An 18,849-nucleotide genomic window follows, 5' to 3' on the forward strand; every position below is an offset into this window, starting at 1 on the left:
TCGAATATTCGAGTTTGAAAATCATCTTGATTTTCAATATTTAGTTAATATCTTAAGATATTGTCTGGATTAAGATTCAATTAATCCTCTAAAATTTGTTTATATTATTATTGGCTTTAATATTCCTTATAGTTATCTGTACTTATTTACAATTTCCAATATCTTCTCCATGTCCTCTTGTTTAAATGAACCCCTTTCTTTAGCAAATATTAACCTTAAATCTGCTAGATCTTCAGGCATAATATCTGCTACCTTAATAGCTTGAGTTTTTTTGATTATTTCTGAGAGTTCTTCAACAAGTTTCTTTGCTGATTCTTCGTCTAACTTTGAAAATTTTGTTACATGGTCCAGAGCAAGATTTTGCTCATATGTAAGCTCATAACGCTCTGAAAGCTCTCCAAGCATCTCTTTAACTTCTGCAATTGTGATAGGGTCAGTATCGATAACTTTTTTCCCAATCATCAATATCACTCTTGCATTTTAAGGTGTTCTGGTCTTATTATTAATTTTTTAGCCTTATTACCGTCGTTTATTTCTACTATGTATGCCCTACCTCTTTTTTCGGCTATTTTACCGGTTTTACCGTGGAAACGAGGGTGTGGCTGACCTTTTTGAACACTAGGATCAATTATTATGTGGACTAAATCACTTTCATCGAAAGTCTGTATTTTTTTAGTTATTAAATTTGCCCTACTTACTCTTAAGTCCTTTTTAAGTTTATAACGTGTTTTGCTTCTTAAACCTCTAGATCTGGTTACCATTCTATAAACCTCCAAAATTTTAAATTATTATTTTTTTTAAATTTTAATTTTGGGGTTCAGGAAATCAATGCTGCAAAAACTACGTTTTTGCACATTCAAAAATTCGAAGCTTTCAAAAACCTATTGATTTTTGATGCCCCAAAAAATCTTCGATTTTTTGAGGGAATTTTTGAGAGATTTCCGTCACCTCCGTAATTATCATAGTTATTAAACTGAAATTTAGAATATGTTAGTGCCATATTATACAATTCTGGCTGATTCAAAGAATTCTTTAGAAAAATTCGTTAAGTGAAATCAGATTTCAAATATGTAGATCATAATTGGCATATTCTCTACTTATGTAATATTGTTAAAACACTATTTATACTAAACTTGTCTATTTTAAATTTTATTAAATTTAAACCTTATGAATATATCTGTCAGTACACTTTTAAATATTAACCTCAAAACTCAGTTCTATAATAAATATTATGCTGAATTTATTAAATATTTACTTCTAATACATCTAACTGGATGCATCTGGCATTAACTCCCAAAATTTCGGATATACTGGGTTTTGATCTGCCTTCATCGCCAGATATGAGCTCTTTGATGTATAAACCACCTTCACATTCTACTATCATTTCAAATTTATTGGCGGCTAGTGGTTTGGTAGTTATATTTCTCACGGTTCTAGTTCTTATCTTATCTGCACGTCGGTGAGATACTCTTATTGGAGTGCGCTGCTTTATAATTTCCATTGAACTTAATAAGTTTAATTTATCCTCATTAATATCATTTTCAAGCTCTACAATTGCGCTGTAAACTTTATAAGTATCTGTAGATGAGCATTTGATTGTACCTTTTCTATCTTTTCCCACAAACTTTAAATCCTGAACTTCTACCTTTCCACCTGCAAATGTGTTGATTTTTTCTTCCAGAGTTTCAAGATCTAAATTTCTTATCTTTGGCTCTTTAATTTCAAGCACAAATGGCCGTCCATTTCCAAGCATTTTAACGTCTATATCTTCTCGACCTGCGCCGTGGAATTTAGACTCACTTCCGCAAGCTAATTTTATGGCTTCCGGTGAAATTAACTCTTCAACAGTTTCAGGGTACTGTTTTCCTGTGTAATTACAGCTTGGGCATCCTTTACCTCTGCATTTTCCACATGGCCATTTAGTTTGGGGAATTCCACGTACAAGCTTTCTGTAGCGCCCCTCTATAAAGATTGGATTTATCTGGATATCTATATTGTCATTTACAAAATCTACCATTATGACTATATTGGGATTATCAAATTCTACCTCCTTATTGAAGGTGAAATATAATTTTTTGCCGATTTCTCTATTAATCTCTTTTTTAATGTTTTCTACATCAAGTTCCATATTTTTATGGATTTCTTCTTCTTTACTGAGGATCTCGGGTGAGACACGACATCCCACAAGGAATGTTGAAAATTCAATATTTTCTCGGTTTATTTTGGTTATTATTTTATCAATAATTCTGTTTTCAACATCATCAAATATATTGCAGCATATGTAACATGAATCAGCAGTGGAGGCATCAACACCGGTTTCATTTAGGGCATGTCTCACGTATTCTCCCCGGTATTTATTATCTGGTCCTTCCACAGTTTTGGAGAACGTCCTGCCTAAACAGTGATCGCATAAGTTTCCCTCTGCAATTTCCATAATTTTAAGTGCTTTTCCTGTAATTTGTGATTCCATTGTCTCATCCAGTCAAATTAATTATAATGAATAACGTAATTTTTTAAACGCTTAATTTTGAGTTGAAATTAAATCTTCATGTAAGTCCTAAACAAATTTTTTATGTAGTCAAAATATGTGGTTATTCACTGTAAATAAGTTAAATTAAGTGAAGTGTTTAATTAAAAAAAGAATATGGTTAGCGCATCATCTGTCTCATCATCTGCCCTAAAGGCCCGCCCATTTTTCGTTTTCCAAAGCCTTTCATTGCTTTTTTGGTAACGTTGTAATATTTAAGAAGTTCTTTAACATCTTCATTTTTCATACCTGAACCCCTTGCTATTCGTTTTACACGGGACTGTTTTATAACTTCAGGGTGTGTGAGTTCGTGCTCGGTCATGGAGTCCATCATAATTTTATATTTGGTTAACTTTTCTTCTGTTACCTGAGAAGCATTTTTTGGGAGTTTATTTCCCATTCCAGGGATCATATTCATAACCTGCTGCATTGGCCCCATTTTATTCATCATTTCAAACTGTGAATACATATCCTTAAGGGTGAATTTACCGCTTAACATGGCATCCATTGTATCCACATCGATATCTTCTTCGGCAATTTCTTCTGCCTTCTCAAGGAGTGTTTTAATATCTCCCATTCCAAGGAGCCGTGATATGAATCTTTCAGGGTCAAATGCTTCAAAGTCGTCGATCCGTTCTCCAGTTCCGATGAATTTTATAGGTGCTCCAATCTCAGATACTGCAGATAGTGCCCCACCACCTTTTGCAGAACCATCTAATTTTGTGATAACTATGGAACCTACATCTGTAGCTTTATTAAATGCAAGGGCTTGTTCCCGTGCTTGCTGACCTATTGTCCCGTCTATAACAAGCATAACTTCGTTAGGATTTACGATTGCAGACAGCTGTTCCATCTCATTAAGAAGATCCTGTTCCTCTTTATGGCGCCCTGCGGTATCTATAATTACAATATCGTTCTTTTTAAACTGTTCAATACCTTTTTTTGCAAGGTCAAGCGCGTCTTTATTTTCTGGATCCCCATACAGCGGCACGTCCATGCTTTCAGTCAGCTGACGCAGCTGTTCATATGCTGCAGGCCTCCATGTATCTGTACTTACAATTGCAGGACGGAAACCTTTCTTCTGCAGGTACCTCGTAAGTTTTCCAATGGTGGTTGTTTTACCGCTTCCCTGAAGCCCTACAAACATTATTCTGTATGGTTTAGCATTAACTTCCACTTCTTCTGCTTTGCTGCCTACCAGGTTCACCAGTTCTTCGTAAACAATAGTTATAATATACTCTCTTGGTGTAATTCCTTTAGGGGGCTCTTCTTTTAGTGCCCTCTCTTCTATGGTTTTTGAAAGTTTAAAAACAAGCTTAATGTTAACATCTGATTGAATAAGTGCCCTTTGAATATCTTTTACAACTTCTTTTACCACTTCTTCATCGATTATGGGCATACCTGCTAATTTTTTCATGGTTTTGGTTAAGTTTTTACCTAAGTTGCCTAACATGATCTGCCTCGTATAATTTTTATAATTCTCAAATTTTTGTGATTATTTTTTAATTCTATTTGATAGTATTGTACAGGTCAATTTATACTCTGAGTATTTTTAAATTAATGTTAAGAATAGTAAAATACATTATTAAATATACCTTACGTTATAAAAATATCTTTGTATATATTATTGACAATAGAATTAGATATGAAATATTAAATTTTACGTGTTTTAATAATGATATTTGTATGTCTCGGTGATAAAATGTTTGATAAACTTAAAAAAACCCTTGAAGAATCACCTATAGTAAAAAAAGGTGAATATAATTATTTTGTACATCCAATAACTGACGGTATAATGCTTGTTGAACCAGATCTTTTAAAAGAAGTTTCAAATGCAATTATCAAAGTTGCAGATCTAGAAGTTGATAAAATCGTGTGTATGGAAGCAATGGGTATTCATATTGCAACTGCACTTTCCCTTGAAACAAACATTCCATTTGTGGTTGTTAGAAAAAGGTGTTATGGCTTGGAAGAAGAAGTTGCAGTCCATCAGGTTACAGGCTACAGTGAATGTGAGCTTTACATAAATGGACTTAGAAAAGGAGATAGAATTTTGGTTGTAGATGATGTATTGAGCACAGGCGGGACTATGGTTGCAGTTTTAAATGCTCTTAAAAGTGCAGGGGCGGAAATTGCGGATGTAATCGCTGTTGTGGAAAAAGGAAATGGAAAAGAAAGGGTTAAAAAAGAGACAGGTTACGACGTTAAAACTCTTGTTAAAGTGGATGTTAATGGGGGTAAAGTTGTAATAGAGGATAGTATACTTTAAACTGAGTAGATAAAATGCTTAATTACGATTTTAGACTGGATGAAGTTGTTCAAAAGATAAATGAAATGAATGCAAAGGCAGTTGGCATTCAATTTCCAGAAGGGCTTAAAATTCATGCAGTCCGTGTTGCAGAGAAAATAGAAAATGAGACTGATGCAGTGGTTATAATATCTGGTGATCCCTGTTATGGTGCATGTGATGTTTCAGATACTCATATGGAAAATTTAGTGGATTTAATTGTACATTTCGGCCATATAGAATTTCCAATTGAGTATAAAGTACCTGTTTTATTTATTGAGGCATATTCTAAGATAGAGATAGATAATGTGCTTAAAAAAAGTCTTCCATTTCTTGAAAATTATAAAAAAATAGGTGTCGTAACTACTATCCAGCATTTGCCACTTATAAGCCAAATCGGCGATTTTTTAGCTGGCAGCGGCAAGGAAGTGGTAATGAAAGAAGGTGCAGGGACAAGAAAAGGCCAGGTTCTTGGCTGTAATTTCTCTGCTATTAAAGATGTGGATGCAGATGCATTTTTGTTTATTGGAAGCGGTAATTTCCATGCCCTTGGAATCACACTCTTTACAGAAAAGCCAGTTTTTATTGCAGACCCTTACATGAATGAAGTAAGAACAATAGATGAATTTAGAGATAGGATACTGAGAATAAGGTTTGCAAAGATAACAAAGGCGAGCGATGCCCAGAAGTTTGGGATTATTGTTTCATCAAAAAGGGGCCAGTTCAGGTTTGACCTTGCAAAAAGTTTAAAGAAGATGATAGATAAAGAAAAAAGGGAAGCATTTATAATAATGCTGGATAATGTTTCACCAGATCTTTTAATCCCTTATATGGACCTGGACGCGTTTGTTGTAACTGCATGTCCAAGAGTAGCTATAGATGATGCAAGTATGTATAAAAAGCCGCTTTTAACACCTAAAGAACTTGAAATAGTTCTAAATAAAAGGGAATGGGAAGATTACAAAATAGATGAAATTGAACATGTATAAATAATATAAAGAATGTAACAACATAAGATAATTATAAAAATGATCAATAATTTCAAAACTTTTAATGATAATTGTATAAAAAATAAAGGAAAAATTAAGAAAGTTTTACTTATTTTAGTTGAGGTGAACTAATGAAAGCTAAATCTGGAGACTTTGTATTACCTGGTGACGTATTGGGGGTCACTGAAGAATTTGTTCCATCTGAATGGACATATGAAGAAGATGGAGAAATCAAATCATTGGTAGTTGGAAAAGTCGCAATCGATGAGAAAAATAAAAAAATATCTATAATTCCAAAAACTGGCACTCCGGCTCCTGTGGAAGTTGGTAAAACTATAGTTGGGCAAATAACTGAAGTTAGAGGCCAGAGAGCTTCAGTAAAAATAGAAAAAATTAAAGGTATTGATAGGGAACTTACAACCTCTTTTGTTGGGGGGATACATATCTCACAGGCCCAGAAAGGATATTTATCCAAATTAACTGAAGCTTTCAGGATTGGGGACATAGTAGAAGCTAAAGTTACAAAAGTCATAGGTCTGGATAATGTAGATCTTACAACTGCAAATGAAGAACTTGGAGTTCTAAAGGCCATGTGTACCAAATGCAGGCATTACATGGTAAAGACAGATAACGAAGTCGTATGCTTAAACTGCGGAAGAAAAGAAAGAAGAAAACTCTCTGCACACTATAAGGGTTGAAATCCTTCATTTTTTTTATTTTATATATTTTTAGATTTTAATTGTACTTGTTTTGAATGAATTTTCTATAAATGAGTTAAGTGAAACATTTAAAATTAACTGTAATGTCGAAAAGTATATAATCTAAAATTTAATATAAAGATTTCATACTATGAATTACTAATGAACTAATTAATAACAGTATTATACATAGTATATTTTTATTTTGTAAATGTTTAGAGTTATTAGTAATTGGGGTATAAATGAATAGATTTTGTTAAGGTTATGAGGGATTAAAATGAAGATTATAAAAGATACTAAAAACGAACTGGAAATTGAAATTACAGGCGAAACCCATTCATTATGTAACGCACTCAGAAGAGCTTTGATGGAAGATAAAAACGTTGAATCTGCAGCATATGTTATAGCTCACCCTATTGTAGGAGAGCCAAATTTGTACATTAAAGGTAAAAACCCAAGAAAATCTCTTGAAAAAGCTGCAAAAACGCTTCAAAAAAGAAGTGATGAGTTCAAAAGTATTTTAGAAGCCTCTTTAGAGGAATAATCTTTAATGAAAAATAAAAAATTTAGGATAATTAAAAGAGAAATACGTATTTTGGGAGTTGACGATGCTCCTTTCCCTCCTCATACAAAAAACAACGTCATGTTAATTGGCACCATCTTCCGGGGAGGAACATGGCTTGATGGAGTATTAAGGACTTACATCAAGGGGGATGGTACAGATTCAACTGCAAAAATCATCAAAATGGTAAATGACTCCAGGCATAAAGATCAAATTGGAGTCATCATGCTTGATGGAATTACTTTTGGCGGATTCAACGTTGTAAATATAAAGGAAATCTTTGATGAAACTGGTATTCCCATCATTGTCATAATGAGAAAGTTTCCAAATTTTGAGAAGATTAAGAAGGCTTTAATGAGATTTGAAGACTGCAAAGAAAGATGGAAATTAATACAGGAAGCAGGAACAGTCTATAAAATAGAAAATAAAGAGCCTTTGTATATCCAGATATATGGCATTGATCTTGAAGACGCTGAGGAAATAGTTGGTATTGCTACAACAAGAAGCGCTATACCTGAGCCTATAAGGGCAGCTCATCTTATAGGGGCAGGAGTTGTAACTGGTGAATCCAAAGGAAGCGCATAAAAATTAATTTTAAGGTCGTGATTAAATAAAATCTCCTTACTTAACTGTTGACGCCGTGATACTATGTGAAGATGATTCCATAGTTTTGATCAAACGAAAATACGATCCATATAAAGGTTCGTGGGCGTTACCTGGCGGATTTGTTGAATGGGGTGAAACAGTAGAATCGGCAGTTGTTAGAGAAGTTAAAGAAGAAACTGGCCTTGAAGTGGATATAATAGAGCTTGTAGGAGTTTACTCAGATCCTGAAAGAGATCCGAGGGGACATACCGTTACAGTATGCTACCTTATGAGGAAAATAGGTGGAAATTTAAAAGCAGATACTGATGCTTCCATTGCACAGTATTTTAAAAAAGATGAGATTTTGAAACTTAAACTTGCATTTGACCATGATGTCATCTTAAAAGATGCGTTTAAGTTATTAAATAGAAGTAAAACATAGATACAAACCTATTTCAGTATAGGAATATTGTAGTCCGATTTTTAAAAGACCACAAAATAATTCTTATTAATGATTTTAAACTCGGATAAAGTTTATAAGTGTTGAGAAACTATTTTTTTTAATCACAATTATAATAATTTTGTAGATAAGTTACAGATTAAACTCACAAATATATCTAACTAAAAAATTTATTTATCTAAAAATTATCAAACTGATAAGGAGGACTAAAATGGAATTTTGTCCAAAATGTGGAACTGTCATGTTTCCTAAGGATAACTGCTTTAAATGTAAATGCGGGTATGAACGGGAAATAACCAAAGAACAAAAAAACGAGTATGAGGTCTCTGAAAAAGTATCATCTAAGGATAATATAATAGTTAAAGGTGATGATGTAAAGACATTACCAACTACTCGTGCAATTTGTCCAAAGTGCGGCAATAAAGTAGCCTACTGGTGGCTTCAGCAGACCAGAAGGGCTGATGAATCTGAAACAAGGTTTTTAAGATGCACTAAATGTGGACAGACCTGGCGGGAATATGATTAAGTAAATCAATTGTCGCTCATCAATTGATGAGTTTTAGAAAAAATATAAGACCTTACACAATAGTGAAGGGGTTATTTTATGAAAGAAAATTCAGAAAAAGAGAATTCTAAGGGGAAAGCGGAAGAAAATTCTGCAATTTCCATGAATTCTAATAATAAAGTGGAGGAAGAATCCACCACTTCTAAGTCCAGGGAAGATTTCTTAAAAAAGATGGACTCTATGTTTCCAACCCGTAAATCTGAAAGAAAAGATAAAAAGGCTGGAAATTTAGAAGATAAAACTCCTAAAGGCTCTGAAGAACAAAAAAATGAAGTTTCAAAAGATCAGGACAAAGAACATGATCCTCATGCATTTCCAATGCTGGGGGATTTCATAAGTTCGGATAAATGGAAAAATCTTAAATCTAGAAAGAGCAACCTTGTATTATTAATAGGAATTGTTGCAGGTGCTTTACTGATATATGCCGGTATTTCTTTGATGATGGGATCTGTTGGATCTCCTGAGAGAGTAGCAGATAATGTACAATTTGAGGATGTTTCATCGTTTTCAGCATTTTTAATCTTAGCAGGTGCTCTTTTAATGGGAGGGATTTTAGTCCGTAGATTTCTCGACAAATCTTTTTTTAAAGGAATAAATAAAGAAATCGAGTCACACAATGGAACGTCTTCTAATTCAACTGAAAAAGAATAATAAAAGGTATAATATAAATAGAACTAATAAAATAATAGGATAACAGAAAGTCTTAAATCGAAGGAGGATAAAAATGTTTAAAGCGGTTCTGAGCGATTCGAACATCTTAAAAACCAGTTTTGATGCTATATCTTCTATTGTAGATGAAGTACAGATGCAGGCAGATAGTGAAGGTCTAAGATTGGATGCACTGGATAGATCACATATCACATTCGTACACCTTGAACTTAAACCACAACTATTCGACGAATTTACTATCGACGAGCCTTTAAAAATAAATGTAGACACAGAAGAGCTCATGAAAGTCTTAAAAAGAGCAAAAAGCAGTGATATTGTTGAACTTTCAGTAGATGAAGGAAATCTTATTCTTATATTTGAAGGGGATGCAAGACGTAGATTTAAAATAAGACTTATAGATATTGAATATGAAGCACCAAGTCCACCAGACCTTGAGTACCCAACTGAATTTGAGATTCCATTCAGTCTTCTTAAAAACTCTATTCAGGATATTGAAATAGTCTCAGATAAGATTGCACTTATGGTTGATGAAGATAAATTCACTGCAGAAGCTGAAGGTGAATTTGGGGATGCAAAAATCGAGTATCTTCACGGGGAAAAGATAGATACAAAATCAAAATCCATTTTTTCACTTGAGAAAATTAAAGAGATGCTAAAAGCAGATAAATTTTCAGATGCAATTGTTTTAAAACTTGGAAATGATATGCCTCTTAATCTTTCCTTAAAAATGGCTACAGATGAAGGAGAGCTCAGTTTTCTTTTAGCTCCACGTATAGAAAGTGAAGAATAGAAGTAAATACAAAAAATTAATTGACTAAACACAGATACAGTAATCTATAGTGAATGACGTAACTTTTTAAACGCTTAATTTTGACAGTAACTTGATCAAAATTTACATCTGACAAATTGAGGAAATCTCTCAAAAATCCCCTCGAAAACTTGTTTTCGGGGCCGAGGAAACGTAGTTTCCTACGGCATCAAAAACATACGGTTTTTGAAGGCTACGAATTTTTGCAGGTTGAAGGAAACTCAGGATGAATTTCCTGAACCGCAAAATCGTAGATTTTCGAAAGTTCTCAAACACGATGTGTTTGGAACCCCAAAATTTTTGAAGGTTTAAAGCATATAAACAAATTACTTTATAAGTAATTAACCTAAAGTATTAGGTCATTCACTATAAAAGCGAGGAATAAGGTTGGATGAGTTTTTCCAGAGATTGAGGGAAATCCAAAAAAAAGAACGTAGTACAAGTGGGTTAGCTGATGTTGGAGATAACTTCTATAAAGATGTTCACAACTATCTAGATAAGTTGATAATGAAAATAGGGAATAATCCTTTTTCTTTTGAATCATATCTCCTTAGAGATGCGAGAAGAATTGCAGCAGAAATCTGTGAAAGGCGAGAATATAAAATAACAAGCAGTGCATTGATGAATGTGCATCGCACCTATAGAATATTCGATGAAAAATCTGAAAAATCAGATATAAATTCTCCTGCTATTCCCCCTGCAAACTTAACCCCCGAGGAAGAAGATCTTTATTATTCTCTCGTAAAATCACTTTCAAAATACAGGCAAGGGATGAAATCTCCTTTAGCTAAATTTAAAGCTAAAAAGGCAAAACCGGAGTTAAAACCTAAAGCACCAGATACGCCTGAGCCATCTGTGCCGTTAGCTAATGAAAATCTAAGCACAAGCAAAGTTAAAAAAGCGGCACCTGCTGGAATTGAACAGGATATTGAAAGTTTTCAGGCATATGCGAGTCCTGGATTTGAAGCACCAGATATAGAACCTCCTATAGAACCGGAATTAGAACCTGATATCGGACCTGAAATAGACTTTGAAAGTCTTGAGAAAGGAATTTCAAAGGCAGCTGATCAAAAGGATCCAGTTAAAACACTAATGGTTCTTGAAGAACTTCCTTCTATTATGGGTATTGATAAAAAAGTTTACGGCCCTTTATCTCCTCAGGATATAATTACGATGCCTGAACCAAATGCAATGATACTCATAAAGAATAATAAAGGGAAATTTATTGAAAAATACAAAAAAATAGCTTATAGATGAGTGCCAGGCATATAATATTATTTAGAAGCTATATCTATTAAAAATACATAAGAATGTCTTCACTAACAGGATTATGGCATTGTAGCTAGTCTATTTATAAAGATATGGTTACCAATTGTAATACATATTATCTAATTTTTGCAGAAATTGATGGAATTAATCCAAACATATAAATAAACTATTAAGAATAAATAATGCTAATATCGATTGAACTTTGAAAATCATGATATTTTCAAGCCAAAAAACCTTAGGAAACTGTATTTCTCAGGTTTCAAAATCCTCGATTTTGAAAACCGCTGGTTTTAAAGGTTTTTTTAGGAGTTTAATGTAACTATATTTTTAATCATAAATATATGGTTTATTTTTATAAATAGAGGTGATTATAATGAAAATTCCAAAAGAAAGAAGAACTTACTGTCCAAGCTGTAAAAAACATACCCTTCACGAAGTATTCCAATCCAAAAAAAGGAAAGCAAGCGAGCTTAAATGGGGGCAACGTCAGTTCAGAAGGGTCACAAGCGGGTACAGAGGTTATCCAAGGCCACTTCCATCTGGAAACAAACCAGTCAAAAAACTGGATTTAAGATACAAATGTAAAGAATGTGGAAAAGCACACATTAAAAGAAACTCATTTAGAGCAGGAAAAGTGGAGTTTGTAAGCTAGGTGATCTCATGGCAATTGCAGGAACTCAAAAAAGTAACTTTTTAAAAGTCAAATGTTTGGACTGCGGAAATCAGCAGACTGTATTTGATCACGCAGCATCAAACGTCCAGTGTATCATATGTGGGAAAACACTGGTGAAACCAAAAGGCGGAAAATCTGAAATAGTAGCTCAGATTATTGAAGTCCTTGATTAAGTGAAGTTAAGGGCTAATCCAAAATCAGGTGTTTTAATGGTAAGAATGAAAAGAGAATGGCCTAGCGAAGGAGATTTAATAGTAGGAACAGTGCACAAAGTTTTAAACTATGGTGCATTTGCTTCTCTTGAAGAATATGAAGGAAAGGAAGCTTTTATTCATATTTCTGAAGTATCTTCTGGATGGGTAAAAAATATCAGGGATTATGTCCGTGAAAATCAGAAAATCGTTGCAAGAGTCTTAAGGGTAAACCCTAAAAAAGGCCATGTCGACGTTTCCATGAAAAGGATAAGGGAAGATCAAAGGACAAGGAAAATTCAGCAGTGGAAAATCGAGCAAAAAGCTGAAAAACTGCTCGAAATATCTGCAAAATCAATAGGAAAAGATCTTGATACTGCATATGATGAAATTGGATATGCTATCATAGATGAATTCGGTGATCTTTATGAAGCATTTGAAACAGCCGCGGAAGAAGGCGAAAGTGCACTTAAAGATAGAGGAATAGATGGGGAATGGGCAACAACTATAACTGAAGTTGCTAAAAAGAATATATCTCCTCCTGAAGTTCAGATAACTGGATACATTAATTTAAAATCCTATGCACCGAATGGTGTTGATATAATAAAGAATGCACTTGGATCTGTTGAGGCTGATAACATTTCAGTCCAATGTGTTGGAGCTCCAAGATATAGGTTAATAGTCAAATCTTCTGATTACCTTACAGCAGAAAACTTAATGAAAGATGCAGCACAGCAGTGTATTGAACTTGTTGTTGAGGAAGGCGGGGAAGGCGAATTCCAGCGTGAATTAGAATAGGAATATGCTCCATAAATAGTATGCTACAGGTCTTTTAATGAAAATGAAAATGAAAAAGTGTAAATCCTGCGGGGAATATACACTTAAAGACAAATGTCCTTACTGTGAAGGTGAAGTTGGAGTGGTATATCCTCCTAAGTATTCTCCTGAAGACAAATATGGGAAGTACAGGAGAATGCTTAAAAAACAACTGCTTAATAAAAAGGAGTGATTAGATGAATAAAACTTATGTGAAGATGATGGAAGAAGTGGACCTTACAGAACCCATATTCATAGAGGCACTTCCTGGAATCGGTCACGTTGGTAAATTAGTTGCAGAACATATAATTCACGAACTCGACGCAAAAAAATTTGCAGAGTTATACTCACCATCATTCCCTCCACAAGTCTTTGTAAGTGAGGAAGGACTTATTGAACCAATGAAAAATGAGTTTTATGCACTTAAAGGCCAGGATGGACAGGATTATATTATTCTTGTTGGAAATACCCAGGGTTTAAGTCCTGAAGGTCAACACGAAGTATGTGGAATTATACTTGATTTGATAGAAAAATATGGGGTTAAACAGATGTTCACCCTCGGCGGTCTGGGAACAGGTCAACCTATTGAAAAATCAAAAGTTTTAGGTGCAGCTACTACATTAGAACTTGCAGAAATGTTAAAAGAACATAATGTAACTCTAAGATCCGCAGATGGCGGTATAATCGGGGCATCAGGCCTTCTTTTAGGAATGGGAATGCTTAGAGGTATTAATGGAGTATGCCTTATGGGTGAAACACCTGGATATTTCATAGATGCTGACGCTTCTAAAGCAGTTTTAACAGTTTTACTTGATATACTGAATATGGAAATAGATATCGCTAAATTAGAGGAAAGAGCAGAAGAAACTCGTAAGATGATATCTAAAGCTCAGCAAATGGAGCGAGAAATGGCTGAAAGAATGCATATAGCTCCTGGTGAAGAAGATTTAAGATACATCGGGTAATTATATTATTTTTAAACCCGATTACTATTTATTTTAATTTAATTTGTGATTGATATGATTATTAATGCAGATCTACACATTCACAGTCTTTATTCTATGGCAACTTCAAAAAGCATGGTTATAAGCACAATTGCATCTCAATCTAAACTTAAAGGTCTGGACTTAGTTGGTACTGGCGATGCATTTCATCCTGAATGGCTTAAAATCATAGAAGATAGTACACAACCTTCAAAAACTGGAATATATTCAGTTAAAGAATGTGGAGATGATTCACAGACGCGTTTAATAAATAGTGTGGATCATCCTGAAACCGGCACGGCTAAATGTAAATTTATTTTAACAGCTGAAGTTGAAGACCGTAATAGAGTCCACCAACTGCTTATTTTACCTTCAATTGAAGCTGCTTACCAGATAAGGGAAGAATTACCATCTAAAAATATAGATAAAGAAGGTAGGCCTAGAGTTAATATGAATGGGGCAGAATTAATGGATTTAATTAAAGATCATAACGGATTAATAGGCCCTGCCCATGCATTTACTCCCTGGACAAGTATTTACAAGGAATTTGACAGTATATATGACTGTTATAATGATACTCCTGATTTTTTAGAGCTTGGACTTTCTGCAGATACGGATATGGCCGATAGAATAGAAGAACTTCAGGATATTCCATTTATTTCAAATTCAGATGCGCATTCGCCGTGGCCCCACAGGCTTGGAAGGGAATTTAATGAAATTGAAATTAAAGAAATGACATTTAATGCGTTTAAAGACGCTGTCCATGCAAAGAAAGTTGTAGGTAATTATGGATTTGATCCAAGGCTTGGTAAATACCATGAAACTGGCTGTGTAAGGTGCTATGACACAATTCCAATTGAAAAAGCACAAGAACTTAAAATGAGGTGCCCCTGCGGAGGACTTATAAAAAAAGGTGTTAAAGACAGGATAGGTGACATTGCAAAATGGAAAGAGCCGCACCATCCAGAATTTAGGCCGCAATATACTCATATCCTCCCCTTGGCTGAGATAATAAGCCTTGTCCATGGAAAAGGAATCACTACAGTTTATGTTCAGAAAATATGGAAGGAAATGGTGCAGACATTTGGAAGTGAAATAGAAGTCCTGATTTATGCACCTCTTGATAAGATTGCAAGAACTGAACCAAAACTGGCAGAGGTTATAAAGTCATTTAGAGAAAATACCTTGAATATTCAGTCGGGTTCCGGTGGACATTACGGGCAAATTATTTTAGACTGAATTTATTAATTTAAACCTTTTTTTTGATATTATTCTCTTTTTTAAGTAATAACTGCCAGTTTGATCAGCGGCATGTATAGATTTGATAAATAAATTTAAAGTAAAAAATTTTTAGGTGTTTTCAACTGTTAAACTGGAATCTTTTTGTTTTTCAGGCAGGGGGATAACTACTGTCTCTTCTTCGCATGCTCCTGCATCATGGATTAAACACCCTTCAATTTTGGAGTGAATGGAGGCAGCGTTTTCTGTGTCCACCAGGTCAACTATTTCGATTTGATCTCTAAATCTCTGGACTGCATCTTCAGTGACGTTTTCAAGGTAGGGTATCGCCCCTTCAGCACCTACTATCCTTTTTTTTGCATCTACACCATTTTCATGCAGAGCTTTAATAGTTTGACCAGTAATATGTCCCTGGACCTCTGCACCGCAAACCACAAGGAATCTTATGTTAGGATTGGAAACAACGTTACCAATAACCTTTTCAATACCCAGATTTTCAGTATGCAAAGATCCTGATATTGATGCTCCTGCTTCGGTAGGTTCATTTCCCATATGGGACCCGAGGGTAACTACTGCCACAGCACTTTCTTCATCTCCAACGGTATAATCACCGACTATTTGTGGCCATCCTTCAGCAGTGGGTTTTTTGTTTACCATACTTTTCCATCTCCTGCAAATTTAAAATTTTGCGGACCCGAAAATTGTAAATTTTCGACGGTCCAGTAAAATCTTTTGATTTTATGGACCCAAAAAAATCATAGATTTTTGACGGTCAGAAAGTCTCCCTCAAAAATCAGATTTTTTAAGGTTTAGCTACAATTTTTTTTAATGATTCTTTAACCAGTAGTTAATTTTTAACTATCAGTTAAATTTTAACTTGTAGTTAACATTATATAAAACTTTTGATTAAAATTAATATGACACAAATCATTCAATAGAAAAAAATTTTAAAAATCTAAATTATAGTTCTAACTTTAACATATTTGGATATGTGGGTTGTAATAATGTTTATCCCTCATATAAGGGCATTCGAAGCTCAGCATTAAATTTGTAAGACCGAACCTTTATTATATTCTTAAACTAATTTTAAAATAGTAAAGAACTTGCAATTACAGATATACGTTTGTATGGTGAATAATAATGGCTATTTCCAGAAAACAACGAGAAAGAGAACAGAGGCGCAATGGACTCATAGACGCTGCAGAAAAGCTTTTCTTTGAGAGAGGTTACGATAATGTTACAATGGATGAAATAGCAGATGAAGCTGAGGTTAACAAAGCACTGCTGTACTATTACTTCAAGAATAAGGAAGCACTGTTTTTTGCTGTTGATCTTAGGGGAGTTAGGATACTGCATGAACAGTATGTAAACTGTTATAATATTGATGTTGATGGTTATACTAAAATAAAATCTATGATTCAAAGTCTTTTTGAATTTTCTAAGGATTATCCGGATTATTTCCGTATTTACCGTTATGCAAGAACAGAACGGTTCTAGATGAGTGATAACGAAGATGCAAAAGAACTTGTAGATCTGACAACTGGAATATGGAGACTCATGGTTGAAGCTATTCTTCAGGGAATGAAGGATGGAACCATTCGAAAGGACATAGATCCTGTAGAAATGTCTATTTATATTAATGTTATGAGTATGAGTGCTTTAAATATTGATATAGGTTTTAAACTTATATTGGAAGGTAGAGGAATACATCCAGGCAAATTCTGGGAAGATTTACAGCGTTTTTTAGACCCTGCAATTACAAATCGTTCTTTAATTGATTAAACTGTGTAGATAATTTAATTGATTAAACTGTGTAGATAATAGTTGCAGCTATTGGAAAATGAAATTACATGCATTAACTAAATTTTTTATATTAAAATGACTAAAGGTTACACAATAGTTTTATTTTAAATTATTTGGCCTGGGTGAAACAATGGCAATTTCAGATAGGAAAAAAAGAGAGAAAGAGCAGAGAAGGCAGTCTATTATTGATGCTGCTGAAAAGCTGTTTTTTGAAAAGGGCTATGATAATGTTTCAATGAACGATATTGCAGGTGAGGTTGAATTGAACAGGGCCACAATTTATCTTTATTTTGAAAATAAGGAAGCATTATGCTTTGCGGTTATTTTACGAGGGGTTAGAATGTTAAACGTGATGATCAAAGATAATGTAAGGAAGGCAGTTGACCGTCAAAAAATAAACACGGTAGGAAGGTCATATTACACGTTTTTCCAGGCATATCCTCAATATCTTCAAGTATATACTTTTTTCCAATCTGGAAGGTTTGATTTAACTGGTTTAAGGGATCGTGCATATAAAGATGTAACTGAGATACTTAAACTGCAAAGGGACATTTTTGATTTTGTACACATAAATATTAAAGACGGAATAAGAAAAGGAAGCATTCTTTCGGATATAGATGGGGTAAAGAGAGAGGGAATTCGTCAAGATATAGATTCTTTTTATGCAACGAGTTTGATTTTAGCTACAATAGAGAGTATTATAAAACTTCCTCCATCTTTAGGAGAAGAACTTAAAGATAGAGAAATAACTGAATACCAATTTGAAGCGCTTTTAATGCACTTTGTAAGCAGATTACTTATGAATTAACGCTAAGAGTGTTATTGAATTTATAAATTAGTTTTTTGTCTTAAATTTTAGTTTTTTGGCTGCTATTTACATTTTGAAAAATATATTTATTTTTTTCTAGTTTTAACAGCTTAAAATGGTATATTCAATGTTTTTAGTCGTTTAAATTTCGATTTTTTATTTTTTCCGTGTAAGTTTTACCCAAACATTTATATTGCACTAACACTATGTTATAAAATAACACTGTGTTAAAAAATAACAACCTGTTATAAAATGACAGGTGGAAAGCCACGAGATCTCCAGGGTAAAAAAATTTGAAAACAGCCGATGGAATTAGCATTTTCCATCTAAAGGAGGTTAAATTACATGTCAAATAAAAAAACGCCAGCAGAAAACTGGCCTGTAATGTCTGGGGAATATATAACTGGTGATCCTGAAAGTGCTGTAGCAGTAGTCACTTTAGGATCACATCTGGAAGATATGCCTGTTGCAGCAGGAGCTGCTATATCTGGACCATTACATACTGAAAATTTAGGTATTGAAAAGGTCATTACAAATACTGTTTCCAATCCCAACATAAGGTTTCTGGTGGTTTGTGGTACTGAAGTTCAGGGGCATATAACTGGTCAGACTATCAAGGCTCTGCATGAAAATGGTGTAGACAAGGATATGAAAGTAGTTGGTTCACCAGGAGCAATACCAATTCTTGACAATATGACTAACGAAGGGGTTCAGAGATTCAGGGATCAGCTGGAAATAGTTGACCTGGTGGACGTGGAAGATCCTGTAACCATCCAGTCAAAAATTGAAGGATGTTTGGTCAACGATGCGGGGGCATATGAGGAAGAAACTTCAGTTATTCCTCTACTTGGAAAACTTAAGGACTCAAATATTGCAATTGAAGATGCACAGGTAGCTGAATGTGTCGAATAGTGGAG

At 34.1% G+C, this 18,849-nt stretch carries 24 protein-coding genes and 1 pseudogene; 20 read left to right on the top strand and 5 right to left on the bottom strand.

Translation table 11 applies throughout. From position 1 onward, the window contains the following. Positions 1 to 132: 132 nt before the first annotated feature. From EJ01_RS08730 to EJ01_RS08745, 4 genes are all read right to left on the bottom strand, one after another. Complete coding sequence (locus EJ01_RS08730; protein ID WP_048081686.1) at positions 133 to 462, bottom strand: RNA polymerase Rpb4 family protein; 330 nt, start codon at positions 460 to 462, stop codon at positions 133 to 135. A 5-nt stretch (positions 463 to 467) separates the two neighbouring features. Then, positions 468 to 761 carry a 50S ribosomal protein L21e gene (locus tag EJ01_RS08735; RefSeq protein ID WP_048081687.1) on the bottom strand — a complete coding sequence of 98 codons (294 nt, stop codon included), beginning with the start codon at positions 759 to 761 and terminating at the stop codon, positions 468 to 470. A 482-nt stretch (positions 762 to 1,243) separates the two neighbouring features. Beyond that, the gene (locus tag EJ01_RS08740) at positions 1,244 to 2,470 is read right to left on the bottom strand and encodes a tRNA pseudouridine(54/55) synthase Pus10 (RefSeq protein ID WP_048081688.1); all 1,227 of its coding nucleotides are present in this window, start codon (positions 2,468 to 2,470) and stop codon (positions 1,244 to 1,246) included. A 178-nt stretch (positions 2,471 to 2,648) separates the two neighbouring features. After that, complete coding sequence (locus EJ01_RS08745) at positions 2,649 to 3,980, bottom strand: signal recognition particle protein Srp54 (protein ID WP_048081689.1); 1,332 nt, start codon at positions 3,978 to 3,980, stop codon at positions 2,649 to 2,651. Between the two features lie 249 nt (positions 3,981 to 4,229). On the opposite strand from EJ01_RS08745, the gene hpt reads away from it, so the two are divergent. The 16 genes from hpt to EJ01_RS08825 all read left to right on the top strand — a co-directional run bounded on the left by hpt (position 4,230) and on the right by EJ01_RS08825 (position 15,321). Next, positions 4,230 to 4,796 carry a hypoxanthine/guanine phosphoribosyltransferase gene (hpt, locus tag EJ01_RS08750; protein WP_048081690.1) on the top strand — a complete coding sequence of 189 codons (567 nt, stop codon included), beginning with the start codon at positions 4,230 to 4,232 and terminating at the stop codon, positions 4,794 to 4,796. Positions 4,797 to 4,810: 14 nt separating this feature from the next. After that, positions 4,811 to 5,803, top strand: coding sequence for a diphthamide biosynthesis enzyme Dph2 (gene dph2, locus EJ01_RS08755; protein ID WP_048081691.1), 993 nt, complete (start codon positions 4,811 to 4,813; stop codon positions 5,801 to 5,803). Between the two features lie 131 nt (positions 5,804 to 5,934). Next, positions 5,935 to 6,501, top strand: a complete 567-nt coding sequence (locus EJ01_RS08760) for an exosome complex RNA-binding protein Csl4 (protein ID WP_048081692.1) — start codon at positions 5,935 to 5,937, stop codon at positions 6,499 to 6,501. 277 nt (positions 6,502 to 6,778) lie between these two features. Next, complete coding sequence (locus tag EJ01_RS08765; RefSeq protein ID WP_048081693.1) at positions 6,779 to 7,045, top strand: DNA-directed RNA polymerase subunit L; 267 nt, start codon at positions 6,779 to 6,781, stop codon at positions 7,043 to 7,045. Positions 7,046 to 7,051: 6 nt separating this feature from the next. Beyond that, a complete protein-coding gene (locus tag EJ01_RS08770) occupies positions 7,052 to 7,648 on the top strand; it encodes an endonuclease dU (RefSeq protein ID WP_048081694.1) in 597 nt (198 codons plus the stop codon). Positions 7,649 to 7,703: 55 nt separating this feature from the next. Beyond that, positions 7,704 to 8,090 (top strand): NUDIX domain-containing protein, encoded by a 387-nt coding sequence (locus tag EJ01_RS08775; protein WP_245611180.1) that lies wholly within the window; start codon positions 7,704 to 7,706, stop codon positions 8,088 to 8,090. A 229-nt stretch (positions 8,091 to 8,319) separates the two neighbouring features. Beyond that, entirely contained in the window at positions 8,320 to 8,634 is a 315-nt protein-coding gene (locus tag EJ01_RS08780; RefSeq protein WP_048081696.1) for a transcription factor S, read from the top strand. A gap of 78 nt (positions 8,635 to 8,712) precedes the next feature. After that, the gene (locus EJ01_RS08785; protein ID WP_048081697.1) at positions 8,713 to 9,324 is read left to right on the top strand and encodes a hypothetical protein; all 612 of its coding nucleotides are present in this window, start codon (positions 8,713 to 8,715) and stop codon (positions 9,322 to 9,324) included. 73 nt (positions 9,325 to 9,397) lie between these two features. Further along, positions 9,398 to 10,132, top strand: coding sequence for a proliferating cell nuclear antigen (pcna) (pcn, locus tag EJ01_RS08790; protein WP_048081698.1), 735 nt, complete (start codon positions 9,398 to 9,400; stop codon positions 10,130 to 10,132). Between the two features lie 405 nt (positions 10,133 to 10,537). Further along, positions 10,538 to 11,407: a DNA replication complex subunit Gins51 gene (locus tag EJ01_RS08795; protein ID WP_048081699.1), complete on the top strand. Its 870-nt coding sequence runs from the start codon at positions 10,538 to 10,540 to the stop codon at positions 11,405 to 11,407. A 385-nt stretch (positions 11,408 to 11,792) separates the two neighbouring features. Further along, positions 11,793 to 12,071: a 50S ribosomal protein L44e gene (locus tag EJ01_RS08800; protein WP_048081700.1), complete on the top strand. Its 279-nt coding sequence runs from the start codon at positions 11,793 to 11,795 to the stop codon at positions 12,069 to 12,071. An 8-nt stretch (positions 12,072 to 12,079) separates the two neighbouring features. Continuing rightward, on the top strand, positions 12,080 to 12,265 hold the full coding sequence (locus tag EJ01_RS08805; protein WP_048081701.1) for a 30S ribosomal protein S27e: 186 nt from the start codon (positions 12,080 to 12,082) through the stop codon (positions 12,263 to 12,265). Between the two features lie 36 nt (positions 12,266 to 12,301). Continuing rightward, positions 12,302 to 13,081, top strand: coding sequence for a translation initiation factor IF-2 subunit alpha (locus EJ01_RS08810; RefSeq protein WP_048081702.1), 780 nt, complete (start codon positions 12,302 to 12,304; stop codon positions 13,079 to 13,081). Positions 13,082 to 13,118: 37 nt separating this feature from the next. After that, entirely contained in the window at positions 13,119 to 13,292 is a 174-nt protein-coding gene (locus EJ01_RS08815; protein WP_048081703.1) for an RNA-protein complex protein Nop10, read from the top strand. Between the two features lie 4 nt (positions 13,293 to 13,296). After that, on the top strand, positions 13,297 to 14,064 hold the full coding sequence (locus tag EJ01_RS08820) for a proteasome assembly chaperone family protein (protein ID WP_048081704.1): 768 nt from the start codon (positions 13,297 to 13,299) through the stop codon (positions 14,062 to 14,064). 54 nt (positions 14,065 to 14,118) lie between these two features. Then, the gene (locus EJ01_RS08825; protein ID WP_048081705.1) at positions 14,119 to 15,321 is read left to right on the top strand and encodes a TIGR00375 family protein; all 1,203 of its coding nucleotides are present in this window, start codon (positions 14,119 to 14,121) and stop codon (positions 15,319 to 15,321) included. Positions 15,322 to 15,432: 111 nt separating this feature from the next. On the opposite strand, the gene mtrA is transcribed toward EJ01_RS08825, so the two are convergent. Beyond that, positions 15,433 to 15,978: a tetrahydromethanopterin S-methyltransferase subunit A gene (gene mtrA / locus EJ01_RS08830; protein ID WP_048081706.1), complete on the bottom strand. Its 546-nt coding sequence runs from the start codon at positions 15,976 to 15,978 to the stop codon at positions 15,433 to 15,435. A 483-nt stretch (positions 15,979 to 16,461) separates the two neighbouring features. Here mtrA and EJ01_RS17815 point away from each other — a divergent pair, with 483 nt between their 5' ends. From EJ01_RS17815 to EJ01_RS08845, 4 genes and pseudogenes are all read left to right on the top strand, one after another. Next, positions 16,462 to 16,818 carry a TetR/AcrR family transcriptional regulator gene (locus EJ01_RS17815; RefSeq protein ID WP_245611181.1) on the top strand — a complete coding sequence of 119 codons (357 nt, stop codon included), beginning with the start codon at positions 16,462 to 16,464 and terminating at the stop codon, positions 16,816 to 16,818. Further along, complete coding sequence (locus tag EJ01_RS17820) at positions 16,819 to 17,103, top strand: hypothetical protein (RefSeq protein WP_245611182.1); 285 nt, start codon at positions 16,819 to 16,821, stop codon at positions 17,101 to 17,103. It begins immediately after the preceding gene. Between the two features lie 151 nt (positions 17,104 to 17,254). Then, entirely contained in the window at positions 17,255 to 17,932 is a 678-nt protein-coding gene (locus EJ01_RS08840; RefSeq protein WP_048081707.1) for a TetR/AcrR family transcriptional regulator, read from the top strand. 345 nt (positions 17,933 to 18,277) lie between these two features. After that, positions 18,278 to 18,772 (top strand): annotated as a pseudogene (locus tag EJ01_RS08845) (tetrahydromethanopterin S-methyltransferase subunit A); the annotation flags it as partial. Positions 18,773 to 18,849 lie beyond the last annotated feature (77 nt).

Origin of the sequence: Methanobacterium veterum, assembly GCF_000745485.1 — an archaeon.
GTDB lineage: Archaea > Methanobacteriota > Methanobacteria > Methanobacteriales > Methanobacteriaceae > Methanobacterium_D > Methanobacterium_D veterum.